At 73.0% G+C, this 24,769-nt stretch carries 20 protein-coding genes; 12 read left to right on the top strand and 8 right to left on the bottom strand.

Annotated features, from left to right (window positions below; all coding sequences use genetic code 11):
- Positions 1 to 14: 14 nt before the first annotated feature.
- Together gatB and ACZ3X1_RS11585 are read left to right on the top strand one after the other, a co-directional pair.
- A complete protein-coding gene (gene gatB / locus ACZ3X1_RS11590; RefSeq protein ID WP_356810693.1) occupies positions 15 to 1,529 on the top strand; it encodes an Asp-tRNA(Asn)/Glu-tRNA(Gln) amidotransferase subunit GatB in 1,515 nt (504 codons plus the stop codon).
- A gap of 116 nt (positions 1,530 to 1,645) precedes the next feature.
- Entirely contained in the window at positions 1,646 to 2,185 is a 540-nt protein-coding gene (locus ACZ3X1_RS11585) for a hypothetical protein (RefSeq protein ID WP_467278885.1), read from the top strand.
- On the opposite strand, the gene ACZ3X1_RS11580 is transcribed toward ACZ3X1_RS11585, so the two are convergent.
- The gene (locus tag ACZ3X1_RS11580) at positions 2,175 to 4,043 is read right to left on the bottom strand and encodes a protein kinase domain-containing protein (protein WP_467278883.1); all 1,869 of its coding nucleotides are present in this window, start codon (positions 4,041 to 4,043) and stop codon (positions 2,175 to 2,177) included. The two genes, ACZ3X1_RS11585 and ACZ3X1_RS11580, sit on opposite strands and share 11 nt — an antisense overlap.
- A gap of 195 nt (positions 4,044 to 4,238) precedes the next feature.
- Between ACZ3X1_RS11580 and ACZ3X1_RS11575 the strand changes: the two genes are divergently transcribed.
- On the top strand, positions 4,239 to 5,042 hold the full coding sequence (locus ACZ3X1_RS11575) for an alpha/beta fold hydrolase (RefSeq protein WP_467278881.1): 804 nt from the start codon (positions 4,239 to 4,241) through the stop codon (positions 5,040 to 5,042).
- Here the strand turns inward: ACZ3X1_RS11575 and ACZ3X1_RS11570 are convergent.
- Both ACZ3X1_RS11570 and ACZ3X1_RS11565 read right to left on the bottom strand, forming a co-directional pair.
- Positions 5,008 to 5,625: a GNAT family N-acetyltransferase gene (locus ACZ3X1_RS11570; RefSeq protein WP_356810603.1), complete on the bottom strand. Its 618-nt coding sequence runs from the start codon at positions 5,623 to 5,625 to the stop codon at positions 5,008 to 5,010. The genes ACZ3X1_RS11575 and ACZ3X1_RS11570 overlap by 35 nt on opposite strands.
- Positions 5,622 to 7,718 carry a penicillin acylase family protein gene (locus ACZ3X1_RS11565; RefSeq protein WP_467279516.1) on the bottom strand — a complete coding sequence of 699 codons (2,097 nt, stop codon included), beginning with the start codon at positions 7,716 to 7,718 and terminating at the stop codon, positions 5,622 to 5,624. The genes ACZ3X1_RS11570 and ACZ3X1_RS11565 overlap by 4 nt, the downstream gene beginning before the upstream one ends.
- A gap of 179 nt (positions 7,719 to 7,897) precedes the next feature.
- Between ACZ3X1_RS11565 and ACZ3X1_RS11560 the strand changes: the two genes are divergently transcribed.
- On the top strand, positions 7,898 to 8,632 hold the full coding sequence (locus ACZ3X1_RS11560; protein ID WP_467278879.1) for a siderophore-interacting protein: 735 nt from the start codon (positions 7,898 to 7,900) through the stop codon (positions 8,630 to 8,632).
- 235 nt (positions 8,633 to 8,867) lie between these two features.
- On the opposite strand, the gene ACZ3X1_RS11555 is transcribed toward ACZ3X1_RS11560, so the two are convergent.
- Both ACZ3X1_RS11555 and ACZ3X1_RS11550 read right to left on the bottom strand, forming a co-directional pair.
- Complete coding sequence (locus ACZ3X1_RS11555; protein ID WP_467278876.1) at positions 8,868 to 9,368, bottom strand: DinB family protein; 501 nt, start codon at positions 9,366 to 9,368, stop codon at positions 8,868 to 8,870.
- 80 nt (positions 9,369 to 9,448) lie between these two features.
- The gene (locus ACZ3X1_RS11550) at positions 9,449 to 10,264 is read right to left on the bottom strand and encodes a GNAT family N-acetyltransferase (protein WP_467279512.1); all 816 of its coding nucleotides are present in this window, start codon (positions 10,262 to 10,264) and stop codon (positions 9,449 to 9,451) included.
- Between the two features lie 61 nt (positions 10,265 to 10,325).
- Between ACZ3X1_RS11550 and ACZ3X1_RS11545 the strand changes: the two genes are divergently transcribed.
- The 6 genes from ACZ3X1_RS11545 to ACZ3X1_RS11520 all read left to right on the top strand — a co-directional run bounded on the left by ACZ3X1_RS11545 (position 10,326) and on the right by ACZ3X1_RS11520 (position 17,990).
- Complete coding sequence (locus ACZ3X1_RS11545; protein ID WP_356810598.1) at positions 10,326 to 10,757, top strand: cupin domain-containing protein; 432 nt, start codon at positions 10,326 to 10,328, stop codon at positions 10,755 to 10,757.
- Between the two features lie 208 nt (positions 10,758 to 10,965).
- Positions 10,966 to 13,215, top strand: a complete 2,250-nt coding sequence (locus tag ACZ3X1_RS11540; RefSeq protein WP_467278873.1) for an MMPL family transporter — start codon at positions 10,966 to 10,968, stop codon at positions 13,213 to 13,215.
- A gap of 39 nt (positions 13,216 to 13,254) precedes the next feature.
- Complete coding sequence (locus ACZ3X1_RS11535; RefSeq protein WP_467278870.1) at positions 13,255 to 13,809, top strand: GNAT family N-acetyltransferase; 555 nt, start codon at positions 13,255 to 13,257, stop codon at positions 13,807 to 13,809.
- Positions 13,810 to 13,906: 97 nt separating this feature from the next.
- Complete coding sequence (locus tag ACZ3X1_RS11530) at positions 13,907 to 14,503, top strand: hypothetical protein (RefSeq protein WP_356810595.1); 597 nt, start codon at positions 13,907 to 13,909, stop codon at positions 14,501 to 14,503.
- Positions 14,504 to 14,667: 164 nt separating this feature from the next.
- Positions 14,668 to 14,850 (top strand): hypothetical protein, encoded by a 183-nt coding sequence (locus ACZ3X1_RS11525; RefSeq protein ID WP_467278865.1) that lies wholly within the window; start codon positions 14,668 to 14,670, stop codon positions 14,848 to 14,850.
- A 59-nt stretch (positions 14,851 to 14,909) separates the two neighbouring features.
- On the top strand, positions 14,910 to 17,990 hold the full coding sequence (locus ACZ3X1_RS11520; RefSeq protein WP_467278863.1) for a helix-turn-helix transcriptional regulator: 3,081 nt from the start codon (positions 14,910 to 14,912) through the stop codon (positions 17,988 to 17,990).
- On the opposite strand, the gene ACZ3X1_RS11515 is transcribed toward ACZ3X1_RS11520, so the two are convergent.
- The 3 genes from ACZ3X1_RS11515 to ACZ3X1_RS11505 all read right to left on the bottom strand — a co-directional run bounded on the left by ACZ3X1_RS11515 (position 17,953) and on the right by ACZ3X1_RS11505 (position 20,523).
- Complete coding sequence (locus tag ACZ3X1_RS11515; protein WP_390076106.1) at positions 17,953 to 18,141, bottom strand: DUF6191 domain-containing protein; 189 nt, start codon at positions 18,139 to 18,141, stop codon at positions 17,953 to 17,955. The genes ACZ3X1_RS11520 and ACZ3X1_RS11515 overlap by 38 nt on opposite strands.
- Positions 18,142 to 18,171: 30 nt before the next feature.
- A complete protein-coding gene (locus ACZ3X1_RS11510) occupies positions 18,172 to 19,407 on the bottom strand; it encodes a PQQ-dependent sugar dehydrogenase (protein WP_467278860.1) in 1,236 nt (411 codons plus the stop codon).
- Positions 19,408 to 19,515: 108 nt separating this feature from the next.
- Positions 19,516 to 20,523 (bottom strand): aldo/keto reductase, encoded by a 1,008-nt coding sequence (locus tag ACZ3X1_RS11505; RefSeq protein WP_467278858.1) that lies wholly within the window; start codon positions 20,521 to 20,523, stop codon positions 19,516 to 19,518.
- A gap of 72 nt (positions 20,524 to 20,595) precedes the next feature.
- Here ACZ3X1_RS11505 and ACZ3X1_RS11500 point away from each other — a divergent pair, with 72 nt between their 5' ends.
- Complete coding sequence (locus ACZ3X1_RS11500) at positions 20,596 to 21,543, top strand: 2-hydroxyacid dehydrogenase (protein ID WP_356810590.1); 948 nt, start codon at positions 20,596 to 20,598, stop codon at positions 21,541 to 21,543.
- A 282-nt stretch (positions 21,544 to 21,825) separates the two neighbouring features.
- Positions 21,826 to 24,714, top strand: a complete 2,889-nt coding sequence (locus ACZ3X1_RS11495; protein ID WP_467279510.1) for a putative bifunctional diguanylate cyclase/phosphodiesterase — start codon at positions 21,826 to 21,828, stop codon at positions 24,712 to 24,714.
- Positions 24,715 to 24,769 lie beyond the last annotated feature (55 nt).

The following is a 24,769-nucleotide window of genomic DNA, read 5'->3' as shown; positions in this document are numbered from 1 at the left end:
GGGAAAGTTTCACCGTGACCACCTTCACCGAACTGCTGTCGTACGAGGACGCCCTGGCGTCGTACGACCCCGTCATGGGCCTCGAGGTCCATGTCGAGCTCGGCACCAGGACCAAGATGTTCTGCGGCTGCTCGACCGAGCTCGGCGCCGAGCCCAACTCGCAGACCTGCCCCACCTGCCTCGGCCTGCCCGGCTCCCTCCCGGTCGTCAACGCGATCGGCGTCGAGTCCGCCATCAAGATCGGTCTCGCGCTGAACTGCGAGATCGCCGAGTGGTGCCGCTTCGCCCGGAAGAACTACTTCTATCCGGACATGCCGAAGAACTTCCAGACCTCCCAGTACGACGAGCCCATCGCCTTCAACGGCTACCTCGACGTCCAGCTGGAGGACGGCGAGATCTTCCGAGTGGAGATCGAGCGCGCCCACATGGAGGAGGACACCGGCAAGTCGCTGCACGTCGGCGGTGCCACCGGCCGTATCCACGGCGCGTCCCACTCCCTGCTGGACTACAACCGCGCCGGCATCCCGCTCATCGAGATCGTCACCAAGCCCATCGAGGGCGCGGGTGAGCGGGCCCCCGAGGTCGCCAAGGCGTACGTCGCCGAGCTGCGCGAGGTCATCAAGGCGCTCGGCGTCTCCGAGGCCCGCATGGACAAGGGCCAGATGCGCTGCGACGTGAACCTGTCGCTGCGCCCCACTCCCGAATCCGAGTTCGGCACCCGCAGCGAGACCAAGAACGTCAACTCGCTGCGCTCCGTCGAGCGCGCGGCCCGCTTCGAGATCCAGCGCCACGCGGCGGTGCTCTCGTCGGGCGGCACGATCGTGCAGGAGACCCGGCACTTCCACGAGGAGGACGGCTCCACCACGGCCGGCCGCATCAAGGACAACGCCGAGGACTACCGGTACTTCCCGGAGCCCGACCTGGTCCCCGTCGCCCCGGCCCGCGAGTGGGTCGAGGAGCTGCGCGGCGGCCTGCCCGAGATGCCGCGCGTGCGCCGCAACCGCCTCCGCGAGGAGTGGGGCGTCAGCGAGCACGACATGCAGTCGATCCTCAACGCGGGCGCGGTGGACTCCATCGTCGCCACCATCGAGGAGGGTGCCGACTCGGCCGCCGCCCGCAAGTGGTGGATGGGCGAGCTGGCCCGCAACGCCAACGAGCAGGGCGTCGTCGTCGACGAGCTGCCGATCACCCCGGCGCAGGTGGCCCGGGTCGCGGCCCTGGTCGCGGCGGGTGACCTGAACGACAAGCTGGCCCGCCAGGTCATCGAGGGCGTCCTCGCCGGCGAGGGCACCCCGGACGAGGTCGTGGAGAAGCGCGGCCTGAAGGTCGTCTCGGACGAGGGCGCGCTCGGCGCGGCCGTCGACGAGGCCATCGCGGGCAACGCGGCCATCGCCGACAAGATCCGCGGCGGCAAGATCGCCGCGGTCGGCGCCCTGGTCGGCGCGGTCATGAAGACCACCCGCGGCCAGGCCGACGCGGCGCGCGTCAAGGAGCTCATCCTGGAGCGCCTGGGCGTCTCCGAGGGCTGAGCCCCTCACCCCTGAGCGACTGAACGATCCGAGGCCCCGCACCGGTTGGTGCGGGGCCTCGGCCGTCTCCCGCACACTGGGCGATCGAGGATGCCGACGGACAGGGGGAGTTGAGAGTGGAGATCGGGGCGATGGTCATCGCGGTCGCGGGCGTTGCGGGCACCCTGGGCGCGGCGCTGCTCACCCAGCGCGGCGCGGAGCGGGCGAAACGCCGGGAGGTGGAACTCGTACGCGCGCACGAGGAGATCCGCGACTACCTGACGCTGCGGCGGGCCTGCTACGCGGACCTCAACCGGGAAGCACGGCAGTTCACCACCGCCCTCAACCGCCATCTGCACGTCATGCGGGAGCGCACGATCGAGGACGCGGACCGGGAGGTGCTCGACGAGGCGAAGAACGCCCAGCGCGACCGCTACTCCGAGGCGCAGATGATCGCCCCGGACGCCGTGCTCGGGCCCGCGAGCGCCGTCAACCACGCCCTGAGCAGGGTGTACGGCCAGGTCAAGCGCCTGGAGCGGGGCACCCCCGAGGAAGGCGAGACGATGGCCGCGGTCTCCCGGGAGCAACAGGAGATCTGGGCCCTGCTCCGGGAGATGCGCGCGGCCATGCGGGCCGACCTCGGGGTGTCGGACGGGTCGGGGGGCGTCAGCGCTTGAGGACGGGGGCCGCCAGGACGGCGTTGCCGCGGCCCTTGCAGCCCTCTTCCACCTTGATGCGCAGCCGCAGGGCGCCCTTGATGTCCAGGGACTTGGTGACCGGCTTGCCCAGGTGGACCAGTTCGGAGAAGGTCGCGGGCTTGTCGTCCACCGAGATGGTCAGCCGCGCCTGTTCCACGGTCGAGCCGTCGTCGATCCCGGCGGTGAACTCCAGTGTGGACCAGGCCCTGTTGACGTCGTACTCGATGGCCGCACCGTAGTAGCAGCTGCCGAGGAGCGCCGCCCCGTACTCCGTGGTGTTCAGCTTGGCGGAGCCGACCTCGAAGTTGTCGACGTCGCCCACCGAGGCCAGCACGGTCAGGTCGGCGACGTTGCTGTCCTTGACCGCCCCCGGGGCGTGCGGGCCGGCGGAGGCCTCGGGGCTCGCGGAGGCCTCGGGCGTGGACTCGTTCGTCGCCCCCGGTTGCGACGGCGCGGGTGATGCGGGCGCCGTGGCCGCCGGGGTGCCGTCCCCGCCGCCCTTGCCGTCCTTGGCGGCGTCGACCTTCTCCTTGTTCCCCAGGAGCTGTGCACCGAGCACCGCGAGCACGGCCAGGACCACCACGGCGGCCGCCGAGCCCAGGACCACCGCGGTCCGCTTCTTCTTCGCCTTCCCGGCGGGCGGCGGCTCCGGGGCGCTCGCCGTCGCCGGGACGCCCGGGCCCGGGTGGTGCGCCGCAGGGCCGTAGCCGGCGGGCACCGCGCCGGGAACGGTGGCGGACGGCGGTGTGGCCGGTGCGGGCGCCGCGGCCGGGGCCGGGTCGGGCGCTGTCACCGGCGCGGTCGCCACGTACGGCGGCGGCTGGGACGGAGCCTCGGCGGGCCGGGCCGGCAGTTCGGCCGGCCGGGGCGGCACGACGGGCGGCGGAGGCGTCGCGGGCTTCGGCGGGGAATCCTGCAGGGCCCGCTGCGAGGTCGTGGACGTCGTCGTGGACACCACCGCGTGGCGCAGGTCCTTCATCCACCCGGCCAGGTTCACCGGCCGCCGGGAGGGCTCCTCGGCGTAGAGGGCGGTGATCCGGGACCGCTGCTCGGCGTCCAGTACCGCGATCTGCGGCAGCTCGGCCATCGCCCGGGCCAGCTGCTGGGGAGAGGCGGGCGGTGACTCCCCGCTGAGGAGGAAGTACGCGATCGCCCCGAAGGCGTACCGGTCGGTGCCCGGCGTCCGCTTGCCCTCGAACACCTCGGGCGCCGCGTAGCCCGGGGTGAACCAGACCTCGGCCGTCTGGTGGTCGGCGGTCAGCTTGCTGAGGCCGAAGTCCACCAGCGTGGCCTGGCCGTGCGCGTCGACCATCACGTTGCCGGGCGAGAGGTCGCCGTGGACGACCTGGCGCCCGGAGGGCGTGGCCTTGCCCGAGTGCAGCCAGTCCAGTACCTCGGCCAGCTGCTCCAGGGTCCGCATGACCTCACGCCGCTCGGGGGCGGTGGTGAGCGTGCGCTCGGCCCGCCAGTCCCGCAGGTCGAGCCCGTCGATGTGGTTCATGACGAGGACGAGCGCCCGCCCGGTCAGGGTGGACGACTCCCCGGGCCGGTGGATGGGCGGGCCCTCGAAGTGCTCCCGCACTCCCACGACGCCGGGCCGGTGGACGAACCTCAGCAGTTCGGCCTGTTCGTTCCACTTCTGGCTGATGCGGTCGAAGACCTCGGGCGTGATGGTCGTCTTGGAGTCGAGCACCTTGACGACGACGGGCTCCGACCCGCCCGCGAGTTCGATCTCCGCGAGGTAGAGCACGGCCTCCCCGCCGCGCCCGATCGACCTGAGCAGGCGATAGCGGTCCGCTGCCGCGTCCGGACCGATGTGCAGATTCTGGCTGGTCAATTTCCCCCCAGCACCGGGTAGGTGAATGGCCGTCAGTCTTTCGTGACGGGAATCACGCGGTCAATCGGAACGGTCGGTTTGCCGTTGCCGGGCGGCTGTTCGCCGGGCGGGCGGGCGAATTTATGTAGCGTCCGCTAAAGAATCTGTGTACCGTTCAATCCGTAACGATCCCTACAGAAAGGCCGAGGTTTCGCCATGCCCGTCGTCGAGACGACCACCGCCCCCTACTCCCGTACCGTCCGCACCGAGAGCGGCGGCCCCGGGCTGCTGCTCGCCCACGGGGCGGGGGGCTCCGTCGAGACCAACTTCGGAACGGTCCTGGACGCGTTGGCCAGCCGCTTCAGCGTCGTCGGCGTCGACTACCCCGGCACCGGGGGCACCCCGCGCGCCGACGAGCCGCTCCGGCTGGACGAGCTGGCCGACCAGCTGGTGGCCGCCGCCGACGCGGAGGGGCTGGAGGAGTTCGCCGTACTCGGCTACTCGCTCGGGGGGAACGTCGCCGTCCGGATCGCCTCCCGCCACCCGGAGCGGGTCACCGCACTCGTGCTCACCGCCACCTTCGCACGGGCCGACAACCGGCTGGAGCTGGTGGGCGGCCTCTGGAGGCAGCTCGCCGAACGCGACGAGCGGGAGCCGATGGCCTCGCTGCTGGTGTCCCTCGCGGTGAACCCGGCGGTCCTGGAGGACCTCACCCCCGCCCAGGTGGACCGACTGGTGCGGGACACCGCCGAGTCCGTGCCGCCCGGTACCCCGGACCAGGTCGCACTGCTCGAAGGCGCGGACCTGCGTTCCGAGATCGCGACGCTCGACGTGCCGTCCCTCGTCATCGCGACCACCGAGGACCTCCTCGTGCCGCTCCCGCTCCAGCGGGAGCTCGCGGACGCGCTGCCGGGTGCCCGGCTCGCGGAACTGCCCACCGGGCACCTTCCGTTCGCCGAGCGCCCGGCCGAATGGGCGGCGCTGGTCAGCGACTTCCTGCGGGCGACGCCGGAGCGCTGAGGAAGGCCAGGCGGGCCGGCTTGGCCGGGAGGTGGACCTCCGGCAGGTCGACCTCCGGGAGCACGACCTGCGGGCCGAGCACGAACCCGGTGCGCTCCAGCCGCGCGATGGCCTTGGTGTTGCGGGCGTCCGGCTCGGCGACCAGGCGCCGGGCGGCCGGGTCGGAGAACGCGAAGGAGAGGAAGCCCGTCATCAGGGCCCCGCTGAAGCCGGGCCGGGGCGCGCCCTCGCTGGGGCCGATCAGCAGGTGCACACCGACGTCGCCGGGCTGGACGTCGTAGCACTCGCTGACCCGGTCCGCCTCGCACTCGTACGTCTGGAACAGCGCGACCGGCACACCCTCCAGGGCCCCGATGAAGGCGTGGTGCGTGGTGCGGCGGTCGACGTCCTCGTAGATCTCCCGGACCCGTTCGAGACTGGCCCCGCCCATGCCCCAGAAGCGGGCCCGCGCCTGCGTGACCCAGCCGTGGATCAGTCCTGCGTCGGCGGCCGGGTCGACCGGGGTGACGGTGACGGTGCCGAATCCCTCCACGAAGTGCGTGTGGACGGGCCGTCGGGGGGCGGGGGATACGGCGGAGGTCATATCGATTCCTTGGTGAGCCGGGCCCAGTCGGTGACGACCGGGACGAGTTCGCAGCGTGCCCACAGGAGGAGCTGGTCGCGGTGGTGCGGGGTTCCCGTGACACCGTCCGCGCCCAGCGGGACCACCCAGAGGCTGTCCTCGCGGCGGGCCAGGTCCCAGACGTAGCGGGCGGCCGACGCGCGGGCGGTGAGGTCGGTGAAGCCGGGTACGGAGGAGGTGGCGTTCACGCAGTCGTGGTCGCCGCCGAGGCCGGGCCACTCGGGCGCGTCCGGGTCGGGGACCGCCTGCCAGGGGGTCAGACGGTGGACCTGCGACCACGGGGTGTCGGGGGTGGCCGCCGCGGCTGTCTCCTCCAAGGCGGCGCGGACGTGCGCGGCGCGGTCCAGCTCCGGTACGAGGGACGTGGTGAGCAGGCCTTCGAGCGCGTAACCGATCTTGGGAAGGAGGTACAGCCACGGGTGGAACACCGCCGGTCCGGCCGGAGCCCCCGCGAGGTCCGCGAAGACGGGGTCGGCGGCGAAGCGCCGTACGGTCGCGGTCCGGAAGGCCGCGAAGACGGTGGCGTCGGTGCTCTCGGCCTCCATCCGCCGGTCCCAGGCCAGCAGTCGGGTGCGCAGCTCCCGCGCGGCGGGCGTCAGCTCCTCGAAGCCGGGCAGCAGGGCGAGCAGCGGCTCGGCCGAGGCCAGGTACGTGTCCCGGTGTACGTCGGCCATCGCCTTCGGGGACCAGTCCGCCGAGCCGCTGAGCAGCTCGCGGATGCGGTCGGCGCGGTGCGGGGGTGCGAACTCCACGCCCAGCGGGGAGGCGATGCCGCGCGCGTTCGCCATCACGGCGAAGCCCTGCACCGGCTCGGCGGGGGTCGGCGCCCAGCCCTGCCATGCGTGCTCCCGGTCCCACGCGGGCACCGGACGCAGCCGGTTGGCGGGGTGGCGCAGCGGAACGGCGCCCGCGACGCGGTGCAGCAGGCCGCCTTCGGTGTCGGCCGCGTGGACGACGTTGACCGGCTCCGCCCATCCGTCGAGGGCGCGGTCGATGTCGGCGACGGTACGGGCGCGCAGCAGGGCGGGGAGGGCGGCGAAGCCGAGGTCGCGCCGGACGCGGGGCGGGTAGCGCAGGGAGAGGGTCTGCGTGCTGCCGTCGACACCGGCCGGGTAGGCACTGGCGTCGGTGCCGGGCTGTGGGCCGGGGTCGCCGTCCGCGTGCACGATCACCGGGCCGCGGGCGGTCTCCAGGACCTCCACCTCGACGTCGTCGCCGCCCGCCACGGTGATGGTCTCCGTGTGGCGAGCGACGGGCTCCCAGACACCGTCCGGGCCGAGCGCCTCGACTACGGCGGCGCCGCCCTCGCCCTCGCCGCGGCGCAGCTGCTCCACGTACAGGTCCTGGTAGTCGGACATCGCATTGGTGATGGCCCAGGCGGCGGAGCCGGTGTGCCCGAAGTGGGCGAGGCCGGGTACGCCCGGGACGGCGAGACCCAGGACGTCGTAGTCCGGGCAGGCCAGGCGGATCTGCTGGTAGACGCCCGGGTCCTCGATGAACCGGTGCGGGTCGCCCGCGATGATCGCCGCACCGGTGGTGGTGCGGTCGCCCGGGACCATCCAGCCGTTGCTGCCGGCGATGCGGGGGCCGTCGGTCGCGAAGAGGGTGAGCGTCTCGTCGCCGAGGGCGCGGGCCACGCGCTCGCGCCACAGTTTGGTCGGGAAGCCGGCGAAGAGGATGTGCGTCGCGATCCAGATCGCCAGCGGCACCCACGGCTCCCACGGGGAGGGGGTGAGACCCGTGCGGGCGAAGCGCTCGTCGCGGGCGGCGCCGGCGGCCAGGCCCGCGTTGACGCCGTCGACGTAGGCGCGCACCCAGGCGGCGGTCGCGGGGTCGTCGGCCTCCATGGCCCCGTAGCAGAGGCGGGCGGTGTCGGCGAGGCGGCTCTGGCGGGCGAAACGGTCCCAGACGACGGAGTCCGGGCCGAGGAAGGAGGCGCTGGAGCCGTCGGCGCGGTGCCGTTCGACCTCCAGCTGCCAGGCGCGGTCGAACGCGGTGACCCGGCCCTGGGCGTGGGCGAGCCCCAGTTCGTCCGAAGCGCGCAGGTGGGGGATACCCCAGGGGTCGCGGAAGACGTCGTAGGATTCCGGGGTCTGCCCGTGGGGCTCACCCTGGGCGCCCGTGTTCGACTCCGGGTCGCTTCCGCTGCTCACACTGCTCACGCTGCTCTCTTCCCGACGCGCATTTAGGTTAGGCTGCCCTAACTATAGAGGTGTCAGGGGAGGGTTCGAACATGGCGGTCGGCAAGGGTTGGGAAGGCGTGGTCCTCAAGCTCCTGCGGGGCAAGGACTTCACGTTCACGGTGACCGGGGCGGAAGACGTCACGGAGCACTACCGCCGGGTGTACTTCACCGACGGCGGACTGCTGGCCGCGGCCGGCGCGTCGCTGCACCCGACGATGTGGGTGCGGGTCTGGTTCCAGAACGCGGACCGGCCGCACCAGCGGGCGTACACACTGGTCGACCCGGATCCGGAGACCGGCACCTTCTGCTTCGAGTTCGCGCTGCACGACGGCGTCGCCAGCGCCTGGGCGCGCGCCGCGCAGCCGGGCGACACCATCGAGGCCACCGTGCAGGGCACGGGCTTCACCGCCCCGGCGCCGGCCCCGGAACGCCTGCTGGTCATCGGCGACCCCGCGTCCCTCCCGGCGATCAACTCGCTCCTGGACGCCTTCCCCGCCACGCCCGCCACCATCTGGTTCGAGACCCAGCACACCTCGGACACGGGGCTGCCCGTACGCCTGGACGCGGACCGGCACGACATCCGCCGGGTGCGGCGGGACGGCACGGCGCTGGCCGACCGGGTCCGGGCCGAACTGCCCGATCTGCTCGGGGACCCGGCATCGGCGTACGTCTGGCTGGCCTGCGACACCGCCACGACGCGCGACCTGACGGCCTACCTGCGCAAGGACCTCGGCCTGCCGAAGCAGCGGGTGAACGGCCTGGGCTACTGGCGGGCGGACGCCTGAGGCCGTCCCTTCCGGATCTTGTCGGCCGAGCCCGCGTTGTCCGGTGCCGTGCTCCGCAAGGCGGAGGAGCTGGCCGTGTACCGGACGCACTCGGGCGCCCCGACAGCGCGGCGAGGCCCGATGCCGGGCAGCGCGGGTCCCGCAGGATCCGAAAGACAGCCCTTAGGCCCCGTCGTCAAAGCCCGCCTGGCCGGCCCCGCCCTTCGGGCGGCCGACGCCACTTTGACGACACTCCCTAGGCGCCGGTGGCGCCGTCGATCGCCTCGCGCAGGAAGTCGGCGTGGCCGTTGTGCCGGGCGTACTCGTGGATGAGGTGCAGCATGCTGAGGCGCAGCGAGACATTCTCCTTCCAGCTCGGCACGTACGCCGTCACCTCCAGGGACTCGGCCGCCGCCTCGATGCGGCGGGCGTGCGCGACCTCCTCCCGCCAGGCGGTGAAGGCCGCGGCACGGGTGGACCCGGAGGCGTCGTAGGCGGCTTGGAAGTCGTGGGTTTGCGACCACAGGTGCGGGAGCTCCTCGCCGCCCAGGACGCGCCGGAACCAGTGCCGCTCGACCTCGCCCATGTGCCGGACCAGCCCCAGCAGGGACAGGGTGGACGGAGGCATGGAGGCGCGCCGCAGCTGCTCGTCGTCGAGGCCCTCGCACTTCCAGGCGAGGGTGGCGCGGTGGTAGTCGAGGTAGGCCCGGAGGGTCTCGCGCTCATCGCCGGTCAGGGGCGGGCTGATGCGTTCCATGCCGGTGATCATGCCGCGCCGCCCCCGTCGGCGGAACCCCGCCTCGGGAGGCGAGGCACCCCCTGCTGCCGGGCCGGCGCCTACTCCTTTGGCGTCGGCTCCTGCGGCCGTGTCCAGATGTACGGCACCGTCACACCCATCACCCCGAAGCCCAGCCGCTCCAGGATCGGACGGCTGTCGTCCGAGGCGTCCACCTGGAGGTAGGGGATGCCGAGCTCCGCCGCGATGCGGGCCCGGTGCGCGACCAGCAGGCGGTAGATGCCACGGCCGCGCCACCGCGGGAGCGTGCCGCCGCCCCACAGGCCCGCGAAGGCCGTGCCCGGCCGCATCTCCATCCGGGCCGCGCTCACGGGGGTGTCGCCCGCCATCGCGACGACCGCGGCGACGGTCTCCGGCTCGTCGCGCAGCCGGCTCAGCAGCGCCTCCCGGATGCGGGGCCGCTCCGTGCCGAAGGCCCCCGCGTGGACCCGCATCATCAGGTCGACGCCGGCCTCGTCGGTCACCACGCGCAGGGTGATGCCCTGCGGCGGCTCCACCGGAAGCTGCGCGAGCTCCGCCACCCGCCCCACCATCAGCGTCTCCGGCGGCTCCGGTACGAACCCCGCCGCCCGCAGCCGGTCCCCGAGGTCCGCCGGCCGGTCGTGCCGGTACAGCTTCCACTCGAAGTCCGGGCAGCCGCGCTCCGCGAAGAACGCCACCTGCGCCGCGATCTGCGCGTCCGCCGTATCCTCGTCGAGGTCCGACCAGAGGACGCCGTTCCACCCGAGGCCGGGCACGCTCTGCCGGACGACCCGGCCCACCCGCTCCACGAGTGCGTCCGCGCCGTCCGGTTGCGCACCCTCGCGCACCTCGGCGTCGTACCGGGCGCGCACCTTCAGCAGCTCATCAGGATCCATCGTCATCGGGCCAGCTCACCAGTGTCGGAGCGGCCCGCACAACTGCATTAGCCTCACCCCCGTGAACGACGACCTCACCATCTACACCGGCAAGGCCGCCCCCGACGCCGCCGCCGACCGAGGCTGGCTCCTCGGCCACTTCAAGGACCCGGCCGATCCCCGTCACAGCGAGGACGTGGAGATCAAATGGGGTGTCCACCCGAAGGGCGACGAACGGGAGCGCTGGGCCACCGCGGAGAAGCGCACCGCACTGCTGGTCCTGATCAGCGGACGCTTCCGGCTGGAGTTCCCGGGGCGGACCGTCGTCCTCGCCGAGCAGGGCGACTACGTCCTCTGGGGCCGCGGCGTCGACCACTCCTGGTACGCGGAGGAGGACGCGGTCGTACTCACCGTCCGCTGGCCCTCGATCCCCGGATACCGGGTCGACGAGCCCGAAGACCGGGTCGGCGCCCTCTCCTCGGGGACTCCCGGCCGGACCCCCGCCGGGGCCTGAGTTCCCGAACACCTCCCGGTCCTCCTGTGATGATGCACACGAAACGGGCCAACGATCACGAAACGCTGGGATCGTGGAGGTTGCAGACCATCTGGGCCGAATCGCGGGGCGATCCCCCGGGCCTCGGCCGGGCCTTCACGAGTTCAACGCGTTCTTTGCGACGGGCTGTCTCCCGGTAAAGATCCGAACCCACCAGGGAGCACGTCCGTTGGCAGTCTTCGCGCGGTGGTGCATGCGCCACCGCCTCCTCGCCGTCCTGATCTGGCTGCTCACCCTCGGCGGGACCGCGGCGGCCGCAGTGACCGCCGGAACGGCGTTCTCCAACAACTACGAGGTCCCCGGCACCGAGTCCGGCAAGGCCAACGACCTCCTGCGTGAAGGCTTCCACGGCCAGGGCGGCGACACCGACACCATCGTGTGGCGGGCCCCGGACCATCAGAGCGCACGCACCCCGGACATCGAGCAGCGCATGACCCGTGCGCTCGACACCGTCGCCGCACTGCCCGGTGTCGGATCGGTCGCCGGACCCTACGGCCCCGGCCCCGACAGCGCCGCGCGCATCAGCCCCGACGGACGCACCGCCTATGCCGTGGTGATCTTCGACCAGCCGGCCGACTCCGTGCCCAAGGCCCAGGCGAGGGCGGTCGTCGACGCCGCGAAGAACCCCACCACCGAGGCCGGCGGACTCCAGGTCGAACTGGGCGGCCGTGCCATCCAGCTCACCGAGGCACCCACCGCGCACCTCGCCGAAGCCATAGGCGTGGCCGTCGCGGCCCTCGTCCTCTTCCTCGCCTTCGGCTCCCTCGCCGCGAGCCTGCTGCCCATCGCGACCGCCCTCGTCAGCGTGGGCACCGCCTATTTCGGCATCACCCTGCTCGGTCACGCGATGCCGGTCGCCGACTTCGCCCCCATGCTGGGCACACTCATCGGCCTCGGCGTCGGCATCGACTACGCGCTGTTCATCGTCACCCGGCACCGCAAGAACCTCGCACGGGGCCTCCCGGTGGAAGAGGCCGCCGCCGGGGCCGTCGCCACCACCGGCCGGGCCGTCGTGTTCGCCGGCGCCACCGTCTGCATCGCCCTGCTCGGCATGCTCGTGCTGCGGCTGAACTTCCTCAACGGCGTCGCGATAGCCGCCTGCGTGACCGTCGTCCTGACCGTCGCGGCCTCCGCCACCCTGCTGCCCGCGCTCCTCTCCTACATCGGCATGCGCGCCCTCTCCCGCCGCGAGCGCCGCAGGCTCGCCACCGAGGGCCCGCAGCCCGAGCGGACCTCCGGCTTCGCCGCCCGCTGGTCCGCCTTCGTGGAACGCCACCCCAAGCTGCTCGGTGCCGTCGCCACCGCCGTCATGGTGGTACTGGCCCTGCCCACCCTCTCCCTCCACCTGGGCACCTCCGACCAGGGCAACAACCCCGCCACCTCCACCACCCGGCAGGCCTACGACCTGCTCGCGGAGGGCTTCGGGCCCGGCGCGAACGGCCCGCTCGCCGTCGTCGCCCGCCTGGACGGCGCCGGGGACCGGCTCGCCGTGGACCAGCTGGCGCAGGCGCTCCGTACGACCCCGGGCGTCGCCTCCACCGGCCCCGCCGTCCTCAACCGCAGCGGCGACACGGCCGTCCTGACCGTCGTACCGGACTCCGCCCCGCAGTCCCGGGCCACGAGCGGCCTCGTCGACACGCTCCGCCAGGACGTCATCCCGCGCGCCGGCCAGGGCAACTCCATGGAGGTCCACGTCGGCGGGGTGACGGCCGCCTACGACGACTTCGCCGAGGTCATCATCGGGAAGCTGCCGCTCTTCGTCGCCGTGGTCGTCGCCCTCGGCTGCGTGCTCCTGCTGCTGGCCTTCCGGTCCATCGGCATCCCGCTGAAGGCGGCGGCCATGAACGTCGCCGCCGTCGCCTCCTCCTTCGGCGTCGTGGTCGCGGTCTTCCAGTGGGGCTGGGGCAGCGAACGGCTGGGCCTGGGCAGCGCCGGCCCCATCGAACCCTTCCTGCCCGTGATCATGGTGTCCGTCCTCTTCGGGCTGTCGATGGACTACCAGGTCTTCCTCGTCAGCCGGATGTACGAGGAGTGGCTGGAGACCGGCGACAACCGGCGGGCCGTGCGCGTCGGCCTCGCCGAGACCAGCCGGGTCATCAACTCGGCCGCCGTCATCATGATCTCCGTCTTCCTCGCCTTCGTCCTCAGCGGCGACCGGATCATCGCGATGTTCGGCATCGCGCTCGCCGCGGCCGTGGCCCTCGACGCCTTCGTGCTGCGCACCCTCCTCGTCCCGGCCCTGATGCACATGCTCGGCGGCGCCAACTGGTGGCTGCCCGCCTGGCTCGACCGGCGGCTCCCCAGGATCAGCATCGAGCCGCCCGAACACCGCCCGCATGCGAAACTTCCGGCACAGCGGTCCGGCGCGGTCCCCACCACGAGTGAGGACGACGCCGAGCCCGCCACAGCCTCCCGGTGATCCGGCCGACCGCCGCACGAGACCCAAGGAAGAAGCCGCATGTTCTCGATAGACCTCGCCGAAGGCGCCCAGTTGTTCCCGCTGGAAGCCCGGCACGCCGAGGAGTTCTTCGCGCACATCGAACGCGGACGCGAGTTCATCGGCCAGTACGTCGGCTTCCCGGACCGGTCCCCGGACGTGGACTCCGCCAGGGCCTTCCTGGCCAAGTACGCCGTGAAGGCCGGTGAGGACGGCGCCCGCTTCTTCGGCATCCGCCTCGACGGCACTCTCGTGGGCGGCGTCCTCTTCCCCAACTTCGACGCCGACGGCGGCAATTGCGAGATCGGCTGCTGGCTGGAGCCCGCCGCGGCCGGCCGCGGCCTGGTGACCAGGGCCTGCCAGGTCCTGATCGACTACGCCTTCGGCGAGCGCGGCATGCACCGCGTCGAATGGCACGCCGCCACCGGCAACAAGAAGAGCCTCGCCGTCGCCGAACGCCTCGGCATGACCCGCGAGGGCGTCATGCGGGAGAACTACTTCCACCGCGGCGTCCGCCAGGACACCGAGGTCTGGTCGGTCCTCGCCCCCGAGTGGGCGGCCGCCCGCACCTCCTGAGGCACGCCGTCCGGGCCCCGCCGATCCCGGGGCCCGATACGGCCATGACCACGGGATTCTCAGAGAACTCTCAGACGCGGCCCCTACGGTGCCCCGCATGGACACCACGAAGACCCCCGCCCCGAACGCCGCCGAGGCGGACACCACCCCGGTCGCCCTCGAAAAGACCGAGACCCCCCAGGACGCCGCGGCCGAGGCCGAGGCCCAGGCCAAGACCGAGGCCGACCTGGACGCCGCGGCCGACGCGGACCTCGACGACGACGCCTTCGCCGAGGACCTGGCCGACGAGGAGCAGCCGAGCCACGTCGGCTCCGCGGCCTTCGCGATCGTCTCCGCCGGTCTTTCCGTCGTCGCCCTCAGCGGGAGCTGGGTCGCCGGCATCGTGTCCGAGCGCGCGAGCATCGCCGCCCGTCTGGAACTGAGCCAGGCCGCCGACGCCAACGCGCAGATCGCCGCCCAGTTCGTCGACCCGTGGCACACCACCGCCATGGTGAACGGCGTCTTCTCCGCCCTCGCCCTGATCATCGCCACCTTCGTGCTGGCCCTCCCCGCCTTCAGCACCCCCGAGCGCACCCTCCCCACCTGGGTGCGGTCCGTCTCCTGGGCGGGCATCGGCCTGGGCGCCCTCGGCGTACTGCTCTTCGTCCTCATGTACTTCGACCTCCTCCTGGCCATCCCGAAGGCAGCGGCCTGAGCGGTGCCTTAGGCGCCCGAGGCCCCTCCCGGGCGCACCACCCCGGACTAAGGCCCCCGGCGCCCGGCGGATGCGGCATGCGCCCGATGTGCCGGTACCCCCTGGGACGCGAATCTTGGACCACACCGAACGAGGTGCCGAGAACAGCGACCAGGGAGTACGAGATGTTCGAGCACGAGATCGCCGCGGCCGCCCGCACCACGGACCTCCTCCGGGAGGCCGCCGCGTACCGGACGGCCGGCGAGGCCCGGAAGGCGCGCCGCGCCTCCTTGCGCGGCCAGGAACCCCGGGATCGCTTGACAGGACCCGGGACCCGCGGCGCCCGCTCCGCGCCCCGGCCCGCCTGAACCCGCGCGTGACCGGGAGCGCGCCCATAACGGGTGCCGCAGGCCAGGGCCCCTGTGCGATGCTCGGCGACGTGGAGACCAGATCTGTCAGCCCGGTGTTCGTCGGCCGCGCCGACGAACTGGCCGTACTCACCGACGCCCTGACCCGCGCCACGGGCCGCGAGCCCCAGGCGATGCTCATCGGGGGCGAGGCCGGGGTCGGCAAGACCCGCCTCACCGAGGAGTTCCTCTGCGAGGCGGACCGGCGAGGCGCCGTCGTCGCCGTCGGCGGCTGCGTGGAGATAGGGGCGGAGGGGCTTCCCTTCGCCCCGTTCTCGACGGCGCTGCGCACCCTGCACCGGCTGCTCCCGCAGGAGTTGGCCGCGGCGGCCGCGGGCCAGGAGGACGAACTCGCCCGGATCCTCCCCGAACTCGGCGACACCCCGCGGGGGCCGCACGACGAGGAGAGCACCGCCCGGCTCTTCGAACTGACGGCCCGGATGCTGGAGCGGCTCGCGGCCGACCGCACCGTCGTCCTCGTCCTGGAGGACCTGCACTGGGCGGACACCTCCACCCGGCACCTGCTCTCCTACCTCTTCCGCACCCTCGGCAGCGGCCGGCTCGTCGTCGTCGCCACCTACCGGTCGGACGACGTCCACCGCCGCCACCCGTTGCGCCCCCTCCTCGCCGAACTCGACCGGCTCCGCACCGTCCGGAAGATCGAGCTGTCCCGCTTCAACCGCGCGGAGGTACGCCGCCAGCTCGCCGGCATCCTCGCCGCCCAGCCCGACGAGGACTTCGTGGACACGGTCTTCGACCGGTCCGACGGCAACGCCTTCTTCGTCGAGGAACTCGTCGCCTCCCAGGAGAGAGGCTGCCGCACCGGACTCACGGAATCCCTCCGCGACCTCCTCCTCGTCCGCGTCGAGGTCCTCCCCGACGAGACCCAGCGCCTGGTGCGCATCGTCGCCGAGGGCGGGTCCACCGTCGAGTACCCGCTGCTGCGAGCCGTCGCAGGGCTCACCGAGGACGAGTTGATCGAGGCGCTGAGAGCCGCGGTCGGCGCCAACATCCTGCTCGCCACCCCCGACGGCGACGGCTACCGCTTCCGGCACTCGCTCGTCCGCGAGGCCGTCAGCGACGACCTGCTGCCCGGCGAGCGCGCCCGCGTCAACCGCCGCTACGCCGAGGCCGTGGAGGCCGACGCCCACCTGATCCGCGCCGAGGAACGGGTCATCCGGCTGGCCAGCTACTGGTACCACGCGAACGACCCCGCCAAGGCGCTGCCCGCCGTACTGGCCGCCTCCGTCGCCGCCCGCCGCCGCCACGCCTACTCCGAGCAGCTGAACCTGCTGGAGCGGGCACTGGACCTGTGGGACAGCGCCCCGCAGGACGTCCGCGACGCGCTTCGCCCCGCCGACTACACCGACGTGTACCCGCCCTGCGGCTGCGACCCCGCCACCACCCCGCTCCAGCGCCTCGACCTGCTGGCCGAGGCGACCGTCGCAGCACGCTACGGAGGGGAACGCGAACGCGCCCTGAAGATCACGAAGACGGCGCTGCGCCTGCTGGAGGAGCACGGCGACCCGCTGCGCGCCGCGTGGTTCTGGATGGAACGCTCCCGCCTGATCGCCGGCCTCGGCCGCGGCGACGGCTGGGAGGAGATAGCCAGGGCGCAGGACCTCGTCCGGGGGCTGCCCCCGTCCCAGGTGCACGCCGAGGTCCTGGTCCGGGCCGCGAGCTGGGGCATGCTCCACAAGCCGGGCCCCGGAAACCTCGCCGCCGCCGAACGCGCCGTCGAGTACGCGCGGATGGTCGGGGCGGCCGAGACCGAGCTGAACGCCCGGATCACGGTCGGCGCACTGCTCACCGACGCCGGCGACGGCCCGGGCGGCCTCGCCGAGATGCACGCGGTCAGGGAACGGGCCACGGAGCTCGGCCTCGCGCTGCTTGCAGGACGTGCGCATATCAACCTCACCTCTCAACTGGAAAGCCTGGGACGGTCCCATGAGGCCGTGGAACTGTCCGAACAAGGGGCCGAACTGGCCCGGAGATCCCGGCTGCTGGACACCGAGGCCTGGCTCTTCGGAAACATGGCCGAGAGCCTCTACAGCCTCGGCCGCTGGGACGAGGCCGCCGAAGCGGCACGGCGCACCCTGCTGGTCGGCCAGAGCGCCGCCCCGCGCGGCTCCGCCTCCGCACGGCTCGCCCAGCTGGCCCTGGCGCGGGGCGAGCTGACCGAGGCGACCCAACAGCTCGCCGCCGCCCACACCCACTTCGCCGCGCACGAAACCCAGCCCCAGCACCGGATCCCGCTGCACCGCCTGGCGATCGGGATCGCCGCGGGGGAGGGCCGCATCGCCGACGTCCGCACCGAGACGGCCGCCGCCGTGGACCACGGCTTCCCGCTCGGGCAGCACCGCTACGCCTGGCCGCTGCTGCTCGCGTCCGCCTCTGCCGAGGCGGACGCCCGGGGGCTTCCCGCCGCCGAAGCCGGCCGTGCCGCCGCCCTGGGTGTTCTGCGCGCCGCCGCCCGGACCCTCGCCACCCCGGCCCGGGTGTGGAGCGCGCACGCCGAATTCCTGCGGGCCGAACTGCTGCGCGCCGAGGGCCGGGACAGCGTCGCCGACTGGACTGCCGTGGAGGAGTCCGTCCGCCCGCTGGAGCGCCCGTACCTGCTGGCCCGGGCCCGTCACCGGCTCGCCGAGGCCCTGCTGGCCCTCGGCGACCGCGAGCCCGCGGCCGCCCTGCTGCGCGAGGCCCACGCCACCGCCGACCGGATCGGCTCACGCCGGCTGCGTGAGGACCTGGCCCTGCTCTCCCGGCGCGCCCGGATCCCGCTGACCGCCCACGACACACCCCCGCACGCCCCCGAGCCGGAGCCGGCCGAGGCCCTCGGCCTGACCAGCCGCGAGCGGGACGTACTGCGCCTGGTGGCGGCCGGCAGCACCAACCGCAAGATCGCCGAGGAGCTCTTCATCTCCCCGAAGACAGCGAGCGTGCACGTCTCGAACATCCTGGCCAAGCTGGGCGTCGCCGGCCGCGGGGAGGCGGCCGCCCTCGCCCACCGGCTGCGGCTGTTCACCCCGACCGGCCCGGTCGGCCCCCCCGGCGCGCCTGCGGTCAGCGCCCGTCCGCGGGCTCCTCGTCCAGGCGTATGAGCACCCTGCCGGAGTCGAGGTCTATCGGACCCCGTCCCGGATCGCTGTCACCCACGTCGGTCCGGGACAGCTCCAACCGCTTCTTCTCCTCGTTCGAGTGCTTGCGTCCCGGGTTGAACAGCTCCTCGATCATGTTGAACACCGTGTCCACGCACCCTCCGCCCCCGCGGGGGCATGCCGGTCATCGCACCGTCAGTGTCAGGATCCTGTCGTCGCCCGCCTCCGGCGACCCGCGCCCGTCCGTCTCGCTCGTGACCAGCAGCAGCCGGTCACCGCCGAGAGCGATCACCGTCCGCAGCCGGCCGTACTCGCCCTCCAGGAAGGCCTCGGGCTCGGCCACCGGCTCCGCCCCTGCCAACGGGATCCGCCACAGCCGCGCGCCCTTCAGCCCGGCCATCCACACCGACCCCTCCGCCCAGGCGATCCCACTCGGCGAGGCCTCGTCGGTCCGCCACACGGCCACCGGATCCCGCAGACCCGGCTTGCCCGCCTTCCCCTCGGCCTCGGGCCAGCCGTAGTTCGCGCCGGGCTCGATCAGATTCAGCTCGTCCCAGGTGTTCTGGCCGAACTCGGCCGCCCACAGCCGTTTGTCCTTGTCCCAGGCAAGGCCCTGCACATTGCGGTGCCCGTAGGAGTAGACGACGGAATCGGCCTCCGGATTGCCGTGCACCGGATCCCCGTCCGGAGTCATCCGCAGGATCTTGCCGCCGAGCGACTCCTTGTCCTGCGCGAGCCCGGTGACACCCGTCTCGCCCGTCCCCGCATACAGCATCTTGTCCGGGCCGAAGGCGATCCGCCCGCCGTTGTGGATCAACCCCTTGGGGATGCCGCGGAACACGGTGTCGGGCGCGCCCAGTTGCTGCCCGGGCGGTCTCTGCTCGTCGTAGCGCAGCCGTGCGATCCGGTTGTCCGACGCGGTCGTGAAGTAGACGTACACCAGCCGGTCCGAGGCGAAGGCCGGCGACAGCGCGAGGCCCAGCAGCCCGCCCTCGCCGCCCGGATCCACGCCCGGCACCTCGCCGATCCGCGTCACCGCACCCGACCCCGCCGCGACCCGGCTGATCGTCCCCTTGTCCCGGGAGGCGACCAGCAAATCCCCTCCGGGCAGCGGCGCCACGCCCCAGGGCGACTCCAGGTCCTTGGCGGCCTCGCCGGCGACGGTCACCGCCCCCTTCGCGGGCGGGCCCGACGCCGGCGGCGAAGCGGCCCCGCTCCCCGAAGGGCCCGGTGACCCGGACCCCGCCGCCGTCGCGCCCGGTGGGGAACCGCCCAGCCCGGTGTCCGGGCCGCCCTTCGGCGAGCACCCCGCGACCAGCAGCGCACCGCACCCGGCCAGCGCGACCGCCGCCAGCACGCTCCGGCGCCGCGCGGCCGGCCCCCCGTACCCCACCTGCCCGGGAGAACTTCCGTATCGCATCGCCCTGCTCCCTTCCGGTCCTCCGATCCTGCCCTTCACCTGTCTCAACAGCCGGGGCGGTTGCCGAAGTTCCACCACTCGTACACCCGATCGAGTGGTCGTGGGCGGTCAGTCCCAGGCTCCCACGTCGACCGGAAGGCCCGCGATCTCGGCCAGGTCCCCGGCCGTGAGCCGCAGCCGCGCCGCACCGGCGTTCTCCACCGCCCAGCGCGCGCGGTCCGCCCCGGGCACCGGAACCACCTGCGGCCCCTGGGCCAGCACCCAGGCCAGGGCCACCTGCGCGACCGTGACCTCGGGCCCGTGCCGCCGCGCCACCCGCCGCAGCCCCGCCACCAGCACCTGGTTCGAGGCCATCGCCTCCGCCGTGAACCGCGGGTGCCTGGCCCGGACGTCCTGCGGCTCGAAGCCCTCGCCCGGCGTGAGCGTCCCCGTCAGGAACCCGCTGCCCAGCGGCATCGCCGCCAGGAAGCCCACCCCGCGCGCCGCGCACCACGGCAGCAGCTGCCACGCCGCTTCCGGCGACCACACCGACAGCTCCGCCTGCACGGCGCTCACCGGGAAGACCTGCTGCAGTCGCTCCAGGTGCCGCAGCGTCGTCCGGTACCCGCGGTCACCGCGCCGCCCGGCACCGGGGCCGGCGCTCGCCCCCAGTGCGCAGAAGCCGAGGGCCCGCACCTTTCCCGCGCCCACCAGCTCCGCCATGGCACCCCAGGTCTCCTCCACCGGAACCTCGGGGTCCACCCGGTGCAGCTGGTAGAGGTCTATGACATCGGTGCGCAGGCGCCGCAGCGAGGCGTCGCACGCCCGCCTCAGGTAGCCGGGCCGGCCGTCGGCCACCACGTGCTGGTCGCCCGCCCGCAGCCCGACCTTCGCCGACACGAACGCGTCGGACCGCCGCTCCCGCAGCACCCGCCCCAGCAGCAGTTCGTTGGTGAACGGCCCGTACACATCGGCCGTGTCCAGCAGGTTCGACCCCAGGTCCAACGCGGCGTGCACGGCGGCCAGCGACTCGTGCCCCCGCCGCCGCGAAGGCGTGTACGCCCAGCTCATCGGCATACAGCCGAGGCCGACGGCGCCCACGCTCAGCGCCCCCGCCCCGATCGACCTGCGCTCCACCCCTGCGTCCCCCTCCGCTCCGGCAACCAAACTAACGGCTTGATCAAGACGGCTTGGCATAGCCTCGTGATCATGACTGCAACGCCACGGGACGTCTGGCTCCCCTTCCCCGCCGAAGAGGTCGCCGGCCTCCCCGACTCCTTCCGGTACCGCCAGTGGGACGGTGAGGACGCCTTCCCGGCCGATCCGGCCGACTGCGTCTTCTACGTGGCCCCCTACATGAAGTCCGCCGAGGTCACCGTGCGCCCGCTGGCCGCGATGTCCGCCGTACGGGTCGTCCAGACCCTGACGGCCGGCATCGACGACGTGCTGGGCCGCCTCGGAGACCTGCCTCCGGGCGTACGGCTGTGCAACGCAGTGGGGGTCCACACGGCCAGCACCGCCGAACTGGCCCTCACGCTGACCCTCGCGTCCCTGCGCGGCATCCCCGGCATGGTCCGCGGGCAGGACCGCGAGGAATGGCGTTCCGGCTTCTACGACGCCCTCGCTGACAAGTCAGTTCTGATCATCGGCTACGGATCCATCGGCTCCGCCATCGAGGACCGCCTCGTACCCTTCGAGTGCGAGCGGATCGAACGCGTCGCGCGTTCGGCGCGGACCACGGCACGCGGGCCGGTGCACGCCATCGCCGACCTGCCCCGGCTCCTGCCGCAGGCGGACGTGGTCATCCTCGTGACGCCCCTGACCGATGCCACCCGGGGTCTGGTGGGCGCCGGGTTCCTCGGCCGGATGAAGGACGGGGCCCTGCTCGTGAACGTCTCGCGCGGCCCCGTCGTGGACACCAAGTCCCTGCTGGCGGAGGTGGAGTCGGGCCGGCTGCGCGCGGCGCTCGACGTCACCGACCCGGAACCGCTGCCCGCCGGCCATCCGCTCTGGCACGCCCCGAACGTCCTGATCACGCCTCACGTCGGCGGCAGCAGTTCTGCGTTCGAGCCCCGCGCCAGGCGCCTGGTGGCCCGCCAGCTCACTCGCTTCGCCGCCGGAGAACCCGTGGAACACACGGTGCTGATCACCGAATAGACCTTGCCCTGTACGCTCCGCAGCCATCCGAATGCGATCGGTTGCCTCAACTCCCTGCTCGGTAACGCAGCGTAGAACAACTATGTCCCTGAGTGACGAAAGTGGTGTATCGTCCGGAAGAAGGGGCTGCGCCACGAACGTCTGGCGCTGGGGAGTGATCGGACACTTTGGGGGGCGACGGGCGATGCACGGCCAATGGACGAAGGATCCGACGCGGCACAGCCGCCGGAGGCGGCGCTGCCGGGACTGGGCCGCGCCGGAACCGGCCGGCGAGGGGGACCGGTGAGCACGCCGGGGGCGGCGCTCCTGGACCGGCCGTCCGTCTCGGGCGGAGGCAGGGGCCTGGCGATGCAGCTGATCCTCGCGGTCGTCAGCGGCGGGTACGCCGTCGGCGCCGCCCTCAACTGGGGGTCCGAGGAAGTCGCTGAGATCATGGGCGACTTCGGACTCAGCGCCGCAGGACTGCTCGCCGCCGTCTCCTGCTACACCTACGCGCGCACGATCGACAGCCGGGAACGCCCCGCCTGGCTGCTCTTCGCCTTCTCCTCCCTCATGGGCGCCTGCGGCAATGCCGTCTGGGGCTGGTACGAGGTGGTCCTCGGCCAGGACGTGCCGAAGCCCTCGCTCGCCGACTTCGCCTTCCTCTGCTTCGCCCCGCCCGCCATCGTGGGCCTCCTCGTCCTCGCCAAACGGCCGGTCACCCGCGCCGGCTGGGTGTGCCTGGGACTCGACTCCTGGCTCATCGGCGGCTCCCTGCTGACCCTGTCATGGAGCCTGGCCCTGGCCCACGCGGCGCGGACCGCGCAGTCCGGCGCCCCCGGCAGCGTCCCGCGCGCCGCGCTCTCCCTCGCCTACCCGCTGCTGGACATCGCGCTCGTCTCGATGGTCCTCGTGCTGCACTTCCGGCGGAGCGAGACCAACCGCTCCGCCGTCAACACCGCCATCGCGGCGCTGGCGCTGACCGTCCTCAGCGACGCCCTGTTCACCTCGCCCCTGCTGAGCGCCGAGTACCAGTCCGGGCAGCTGCTCGACGCCGGCTGGTTCGCCGGCTCGCTGCTGCTCGCGTACGCCCCCTGGGGCGCCCGGCGCATGCACCAGGGCCAGGTGCCGCACGGGCACCCGCGCAGGGACCGCCCGCACAGCCGCCCGATCACCGGATCCCTGCCGGCCCTCACGCCGTACCTCGCGGCCGCCGTGTGCACCCTCGGCATCCTCTACAACGTCGTGGACGGCCGGAAGGTCGATCGGATGGTCGTGTTCACCGGCTGCACCGTCGTGCTCGCCCTCGTCATCCGGCAGGGCATCATGCTCCTCGACAACATCGCCCTGACGCAGGAACTGGCCCAGAAGGAGAACCACTTCCGCTCCCTCGTCCAGGGCTCCAGCGACGTCATCATGATCGCCGCACCCACCGGGACCCTGCGCTACGTGAGCCCGGCCGCCGCCGGGGTGTACGGCCGCGAGGCGGAGGAGCTGGTCGGCACCGAACTGGCCACCTTGATCCACCCCGACGACCTCGGCCGGGTGGTCCACGAGGTGCGCCGCTTCCTCGCCGCACCGCCCACCGAGGAGCCCACCACCCGCATCGAATGCCGCTTCAGGTCGGGCGGCGGCGAGTGGCTCAACGTGGAGTCCACCGTCAACCGCCACCAGGGCGGGCTCATCCTCAACAGCCGCGACGTCACCGAGCGCGTCCGGCTCCAGGCCCAGCTCCAGCACAGCGCCGAGCACGACCCGCTGACCGACCTGCCCAACCGGGCTCTGTTCACCCGCCGCGTCCGCCAGGCCCTGACCGGCCGGCGCGCCGGCGACCACAGCACCGCCGTGCTCTTCATCGACCTCGACGGCTTCAAGGCGGTCAACGACACCATCGGCCACCAGGCCGGCGACGAGCTGCTCATCGAGGCCGCGCGCAGGCTCCAGGACTCGGTCCGCGCCGGGGACACCGCCGCCCGGCTCGGCGGCGACGAGTTCGCCGCGCTGATCCTGGGCGACGGCAACCGCGACCGCAGCGCCCGCGAGTACCAGGTCCGCGAGATCGCCGACCGGCTGCGCACCAGGCTCTCCCAGCCGTACCGGATCGGCGGCAGCGAGGTACGGGTGGCCGCCAGCATCGGCGTGGCCTTCGCCGACCCCGGAATCACCCCCTCGGACCTGATGCGCAACGCGGACCTGGCGATGTACCGGGCCAAGGCGGGCGGCAAGGACCGCGTCGAGACGTACGCCCCGCAGATGCAGGCCGAGGTGGTCCGAAAGGCCGAGCTGGCCGGCCGGCTGCGCACCGCACTGCACGAGGGCGAGTTCGCCCTGCTGCACCAGCCCGTGGTCTCGCTGGCCACCGGCGAGATCGCGGCCGTCGCCGCGCAGGCCCGGTGGCGTTCGGCCCAGGGGATCCTCTTCACGCCGGCGGAGTTCCTCCGGGTGGCCGAGTACAGCGAGGGCGCGGCTGGCGGCGGCTCCGGCTCCGGTCCCGACGCCTCGCGCACCGCCGAGCTGGGCCGCTGGCTGCTGGAGGAGGCCGTCGAGCAGGCCGCCGACCGTCACCGGGCCGGGCACGACGTGCCCGTGGCGGTACGGATGACCGCCCAGCGGCTCCTGGACAGTGCCATGCCGCTCGGCAGCGTGGAAGCCCTGCTTAACCGGCACGGCCTGCCTTCCGGGGCCCTGGTGCTGGAGCTCGCCGTGTCCGACCCAAGGGTCCCCTTCGACGACCTGGAGCGCCGCTTGGCGGCCCTGCACCGGCTCGGGGTGGGGATCTCCCTGGACGGCTTCGGCAGCGGCTACGCCGCGATCAGCGCCCTGCGCCGCCTGCCCGTGGACATGCTCAAGCTGGACCGGGGCCTGGTGGAGGGGGTGGTCGAGTCCGCCCGGCTGCACAAGATCACAGCGGGTCTCTTGCGGATCGCAAACGACCTCGGCATGCGGTCCGTGGCCGACGGGGTGGACCTGCCCGAGCAGGTGGCCGCTCTGCGTGCGATGGGGTGCACACACGGCCAGGGGGTGGCCTTTTCCGGCCCCCTCGACGAGTACAGGCTGCGCCGTGCGCTGGTGCGCGGTACGTTCCCAGTACCAGGGGGAGCGGCCCAGCCCGCACTGGCGGGCGGCTCCTCCGGGGGCTCCATGGTCATCCGCAGAGGCTCACATAATGAGACGCCCGTCCCACCTACTTGACATCACCCTCCCGCCAGAGGGAGGGTCAATGCCATGCGCACCCGAATTCTCGTAC

It is taken from the genome of Streptomyces sp. NPDC023541 (assembly GCF_055559995.1).
The sequence above is the reverse complement of the archived record's forward strand: the minus strand, read 5'-3'. Positions and strand labels throughout refer to the sequence as shown.

Coding starts and splice junctions, on each gene's coding strand:
- ACZ3X1_RS11575 (WP_467278881.1), top strand. CDS start 4,239: ATGCCCGTCGTCGAGACGACCACCGCCCCCTACTCCCGTACCGTCCGC.
- ACZ3X1_RS11520 (WP_467278863.1), top strand. CDS start 14,910: ATGCTCGGCGACGTGGAGACCAGATCTGTCAGCCCGGTGTTCGTCGGC.
- ACZ3X1_RS11570 (WP_356810603.1), bottom strand. CDS start 5,625: ATGACCTCCGCCGTATCCCCCGCCCCCCGACGGCCCGTCCACACGCAC.
- ACZ3X1_RS11525 (WP_467278865.1), top strand. CDS start 14,668: ATGTTCGAGCACGAGATCGCCGCGGCCGCCCGCACCACGGACCTCCTC.
- ACZ3X1_RS11510 (WP_467278860.1), bottom strand. CDS start 19,407: ATGCGATACGGAAGTTCTCCCGGGCAGGTGGGGTACGGGGGGCCGGCC.
- ACZ3X1_RS11550 (WP_467279512.1), bottom strand. CDS start 10,264: ATGGATCCTGATGAGCTGCTGAAGGTGCGCGCCCGGTACGACGCCGAG.
- ACZ3X1_RS11500 (WP_356810590.1), top strand. CDS start 20,596: ATGACTGCAACGCCACGGGACGTCTGGCTCCCCTTCCCCGCCGAAGAG.
- ACZ3X1_RS11555 (WP_467278876.1), bottom strand. CDS start 9,368: ATGGAACGCATCAGCCCGCCCCTGACCGGCGATGAGCGCGAGACCCTC.
- ACZ3X1_RS11530 (WP_356810595.1), top strand. CDS start 13,907: ATGGACACCACGAAGACCCCCGCCCCGAACGCCGCCGAGGCGGACACC.
- ACZ3X1_RS11560 (WP_467278879.1), top strand. CDS start 7,898: ATGGCGGTCGGCAAGGGTTGGGAAGGCGTGGTCCTCAAGCTCCTGCGG.
- ACZ3X1_RS11535 (WP_467278870.1), top strand. CDS start 13,255: ATGTTCTCGATAGACCTCGCCGAAGGCGCCCAGTTGTTCCCGCTGGAA.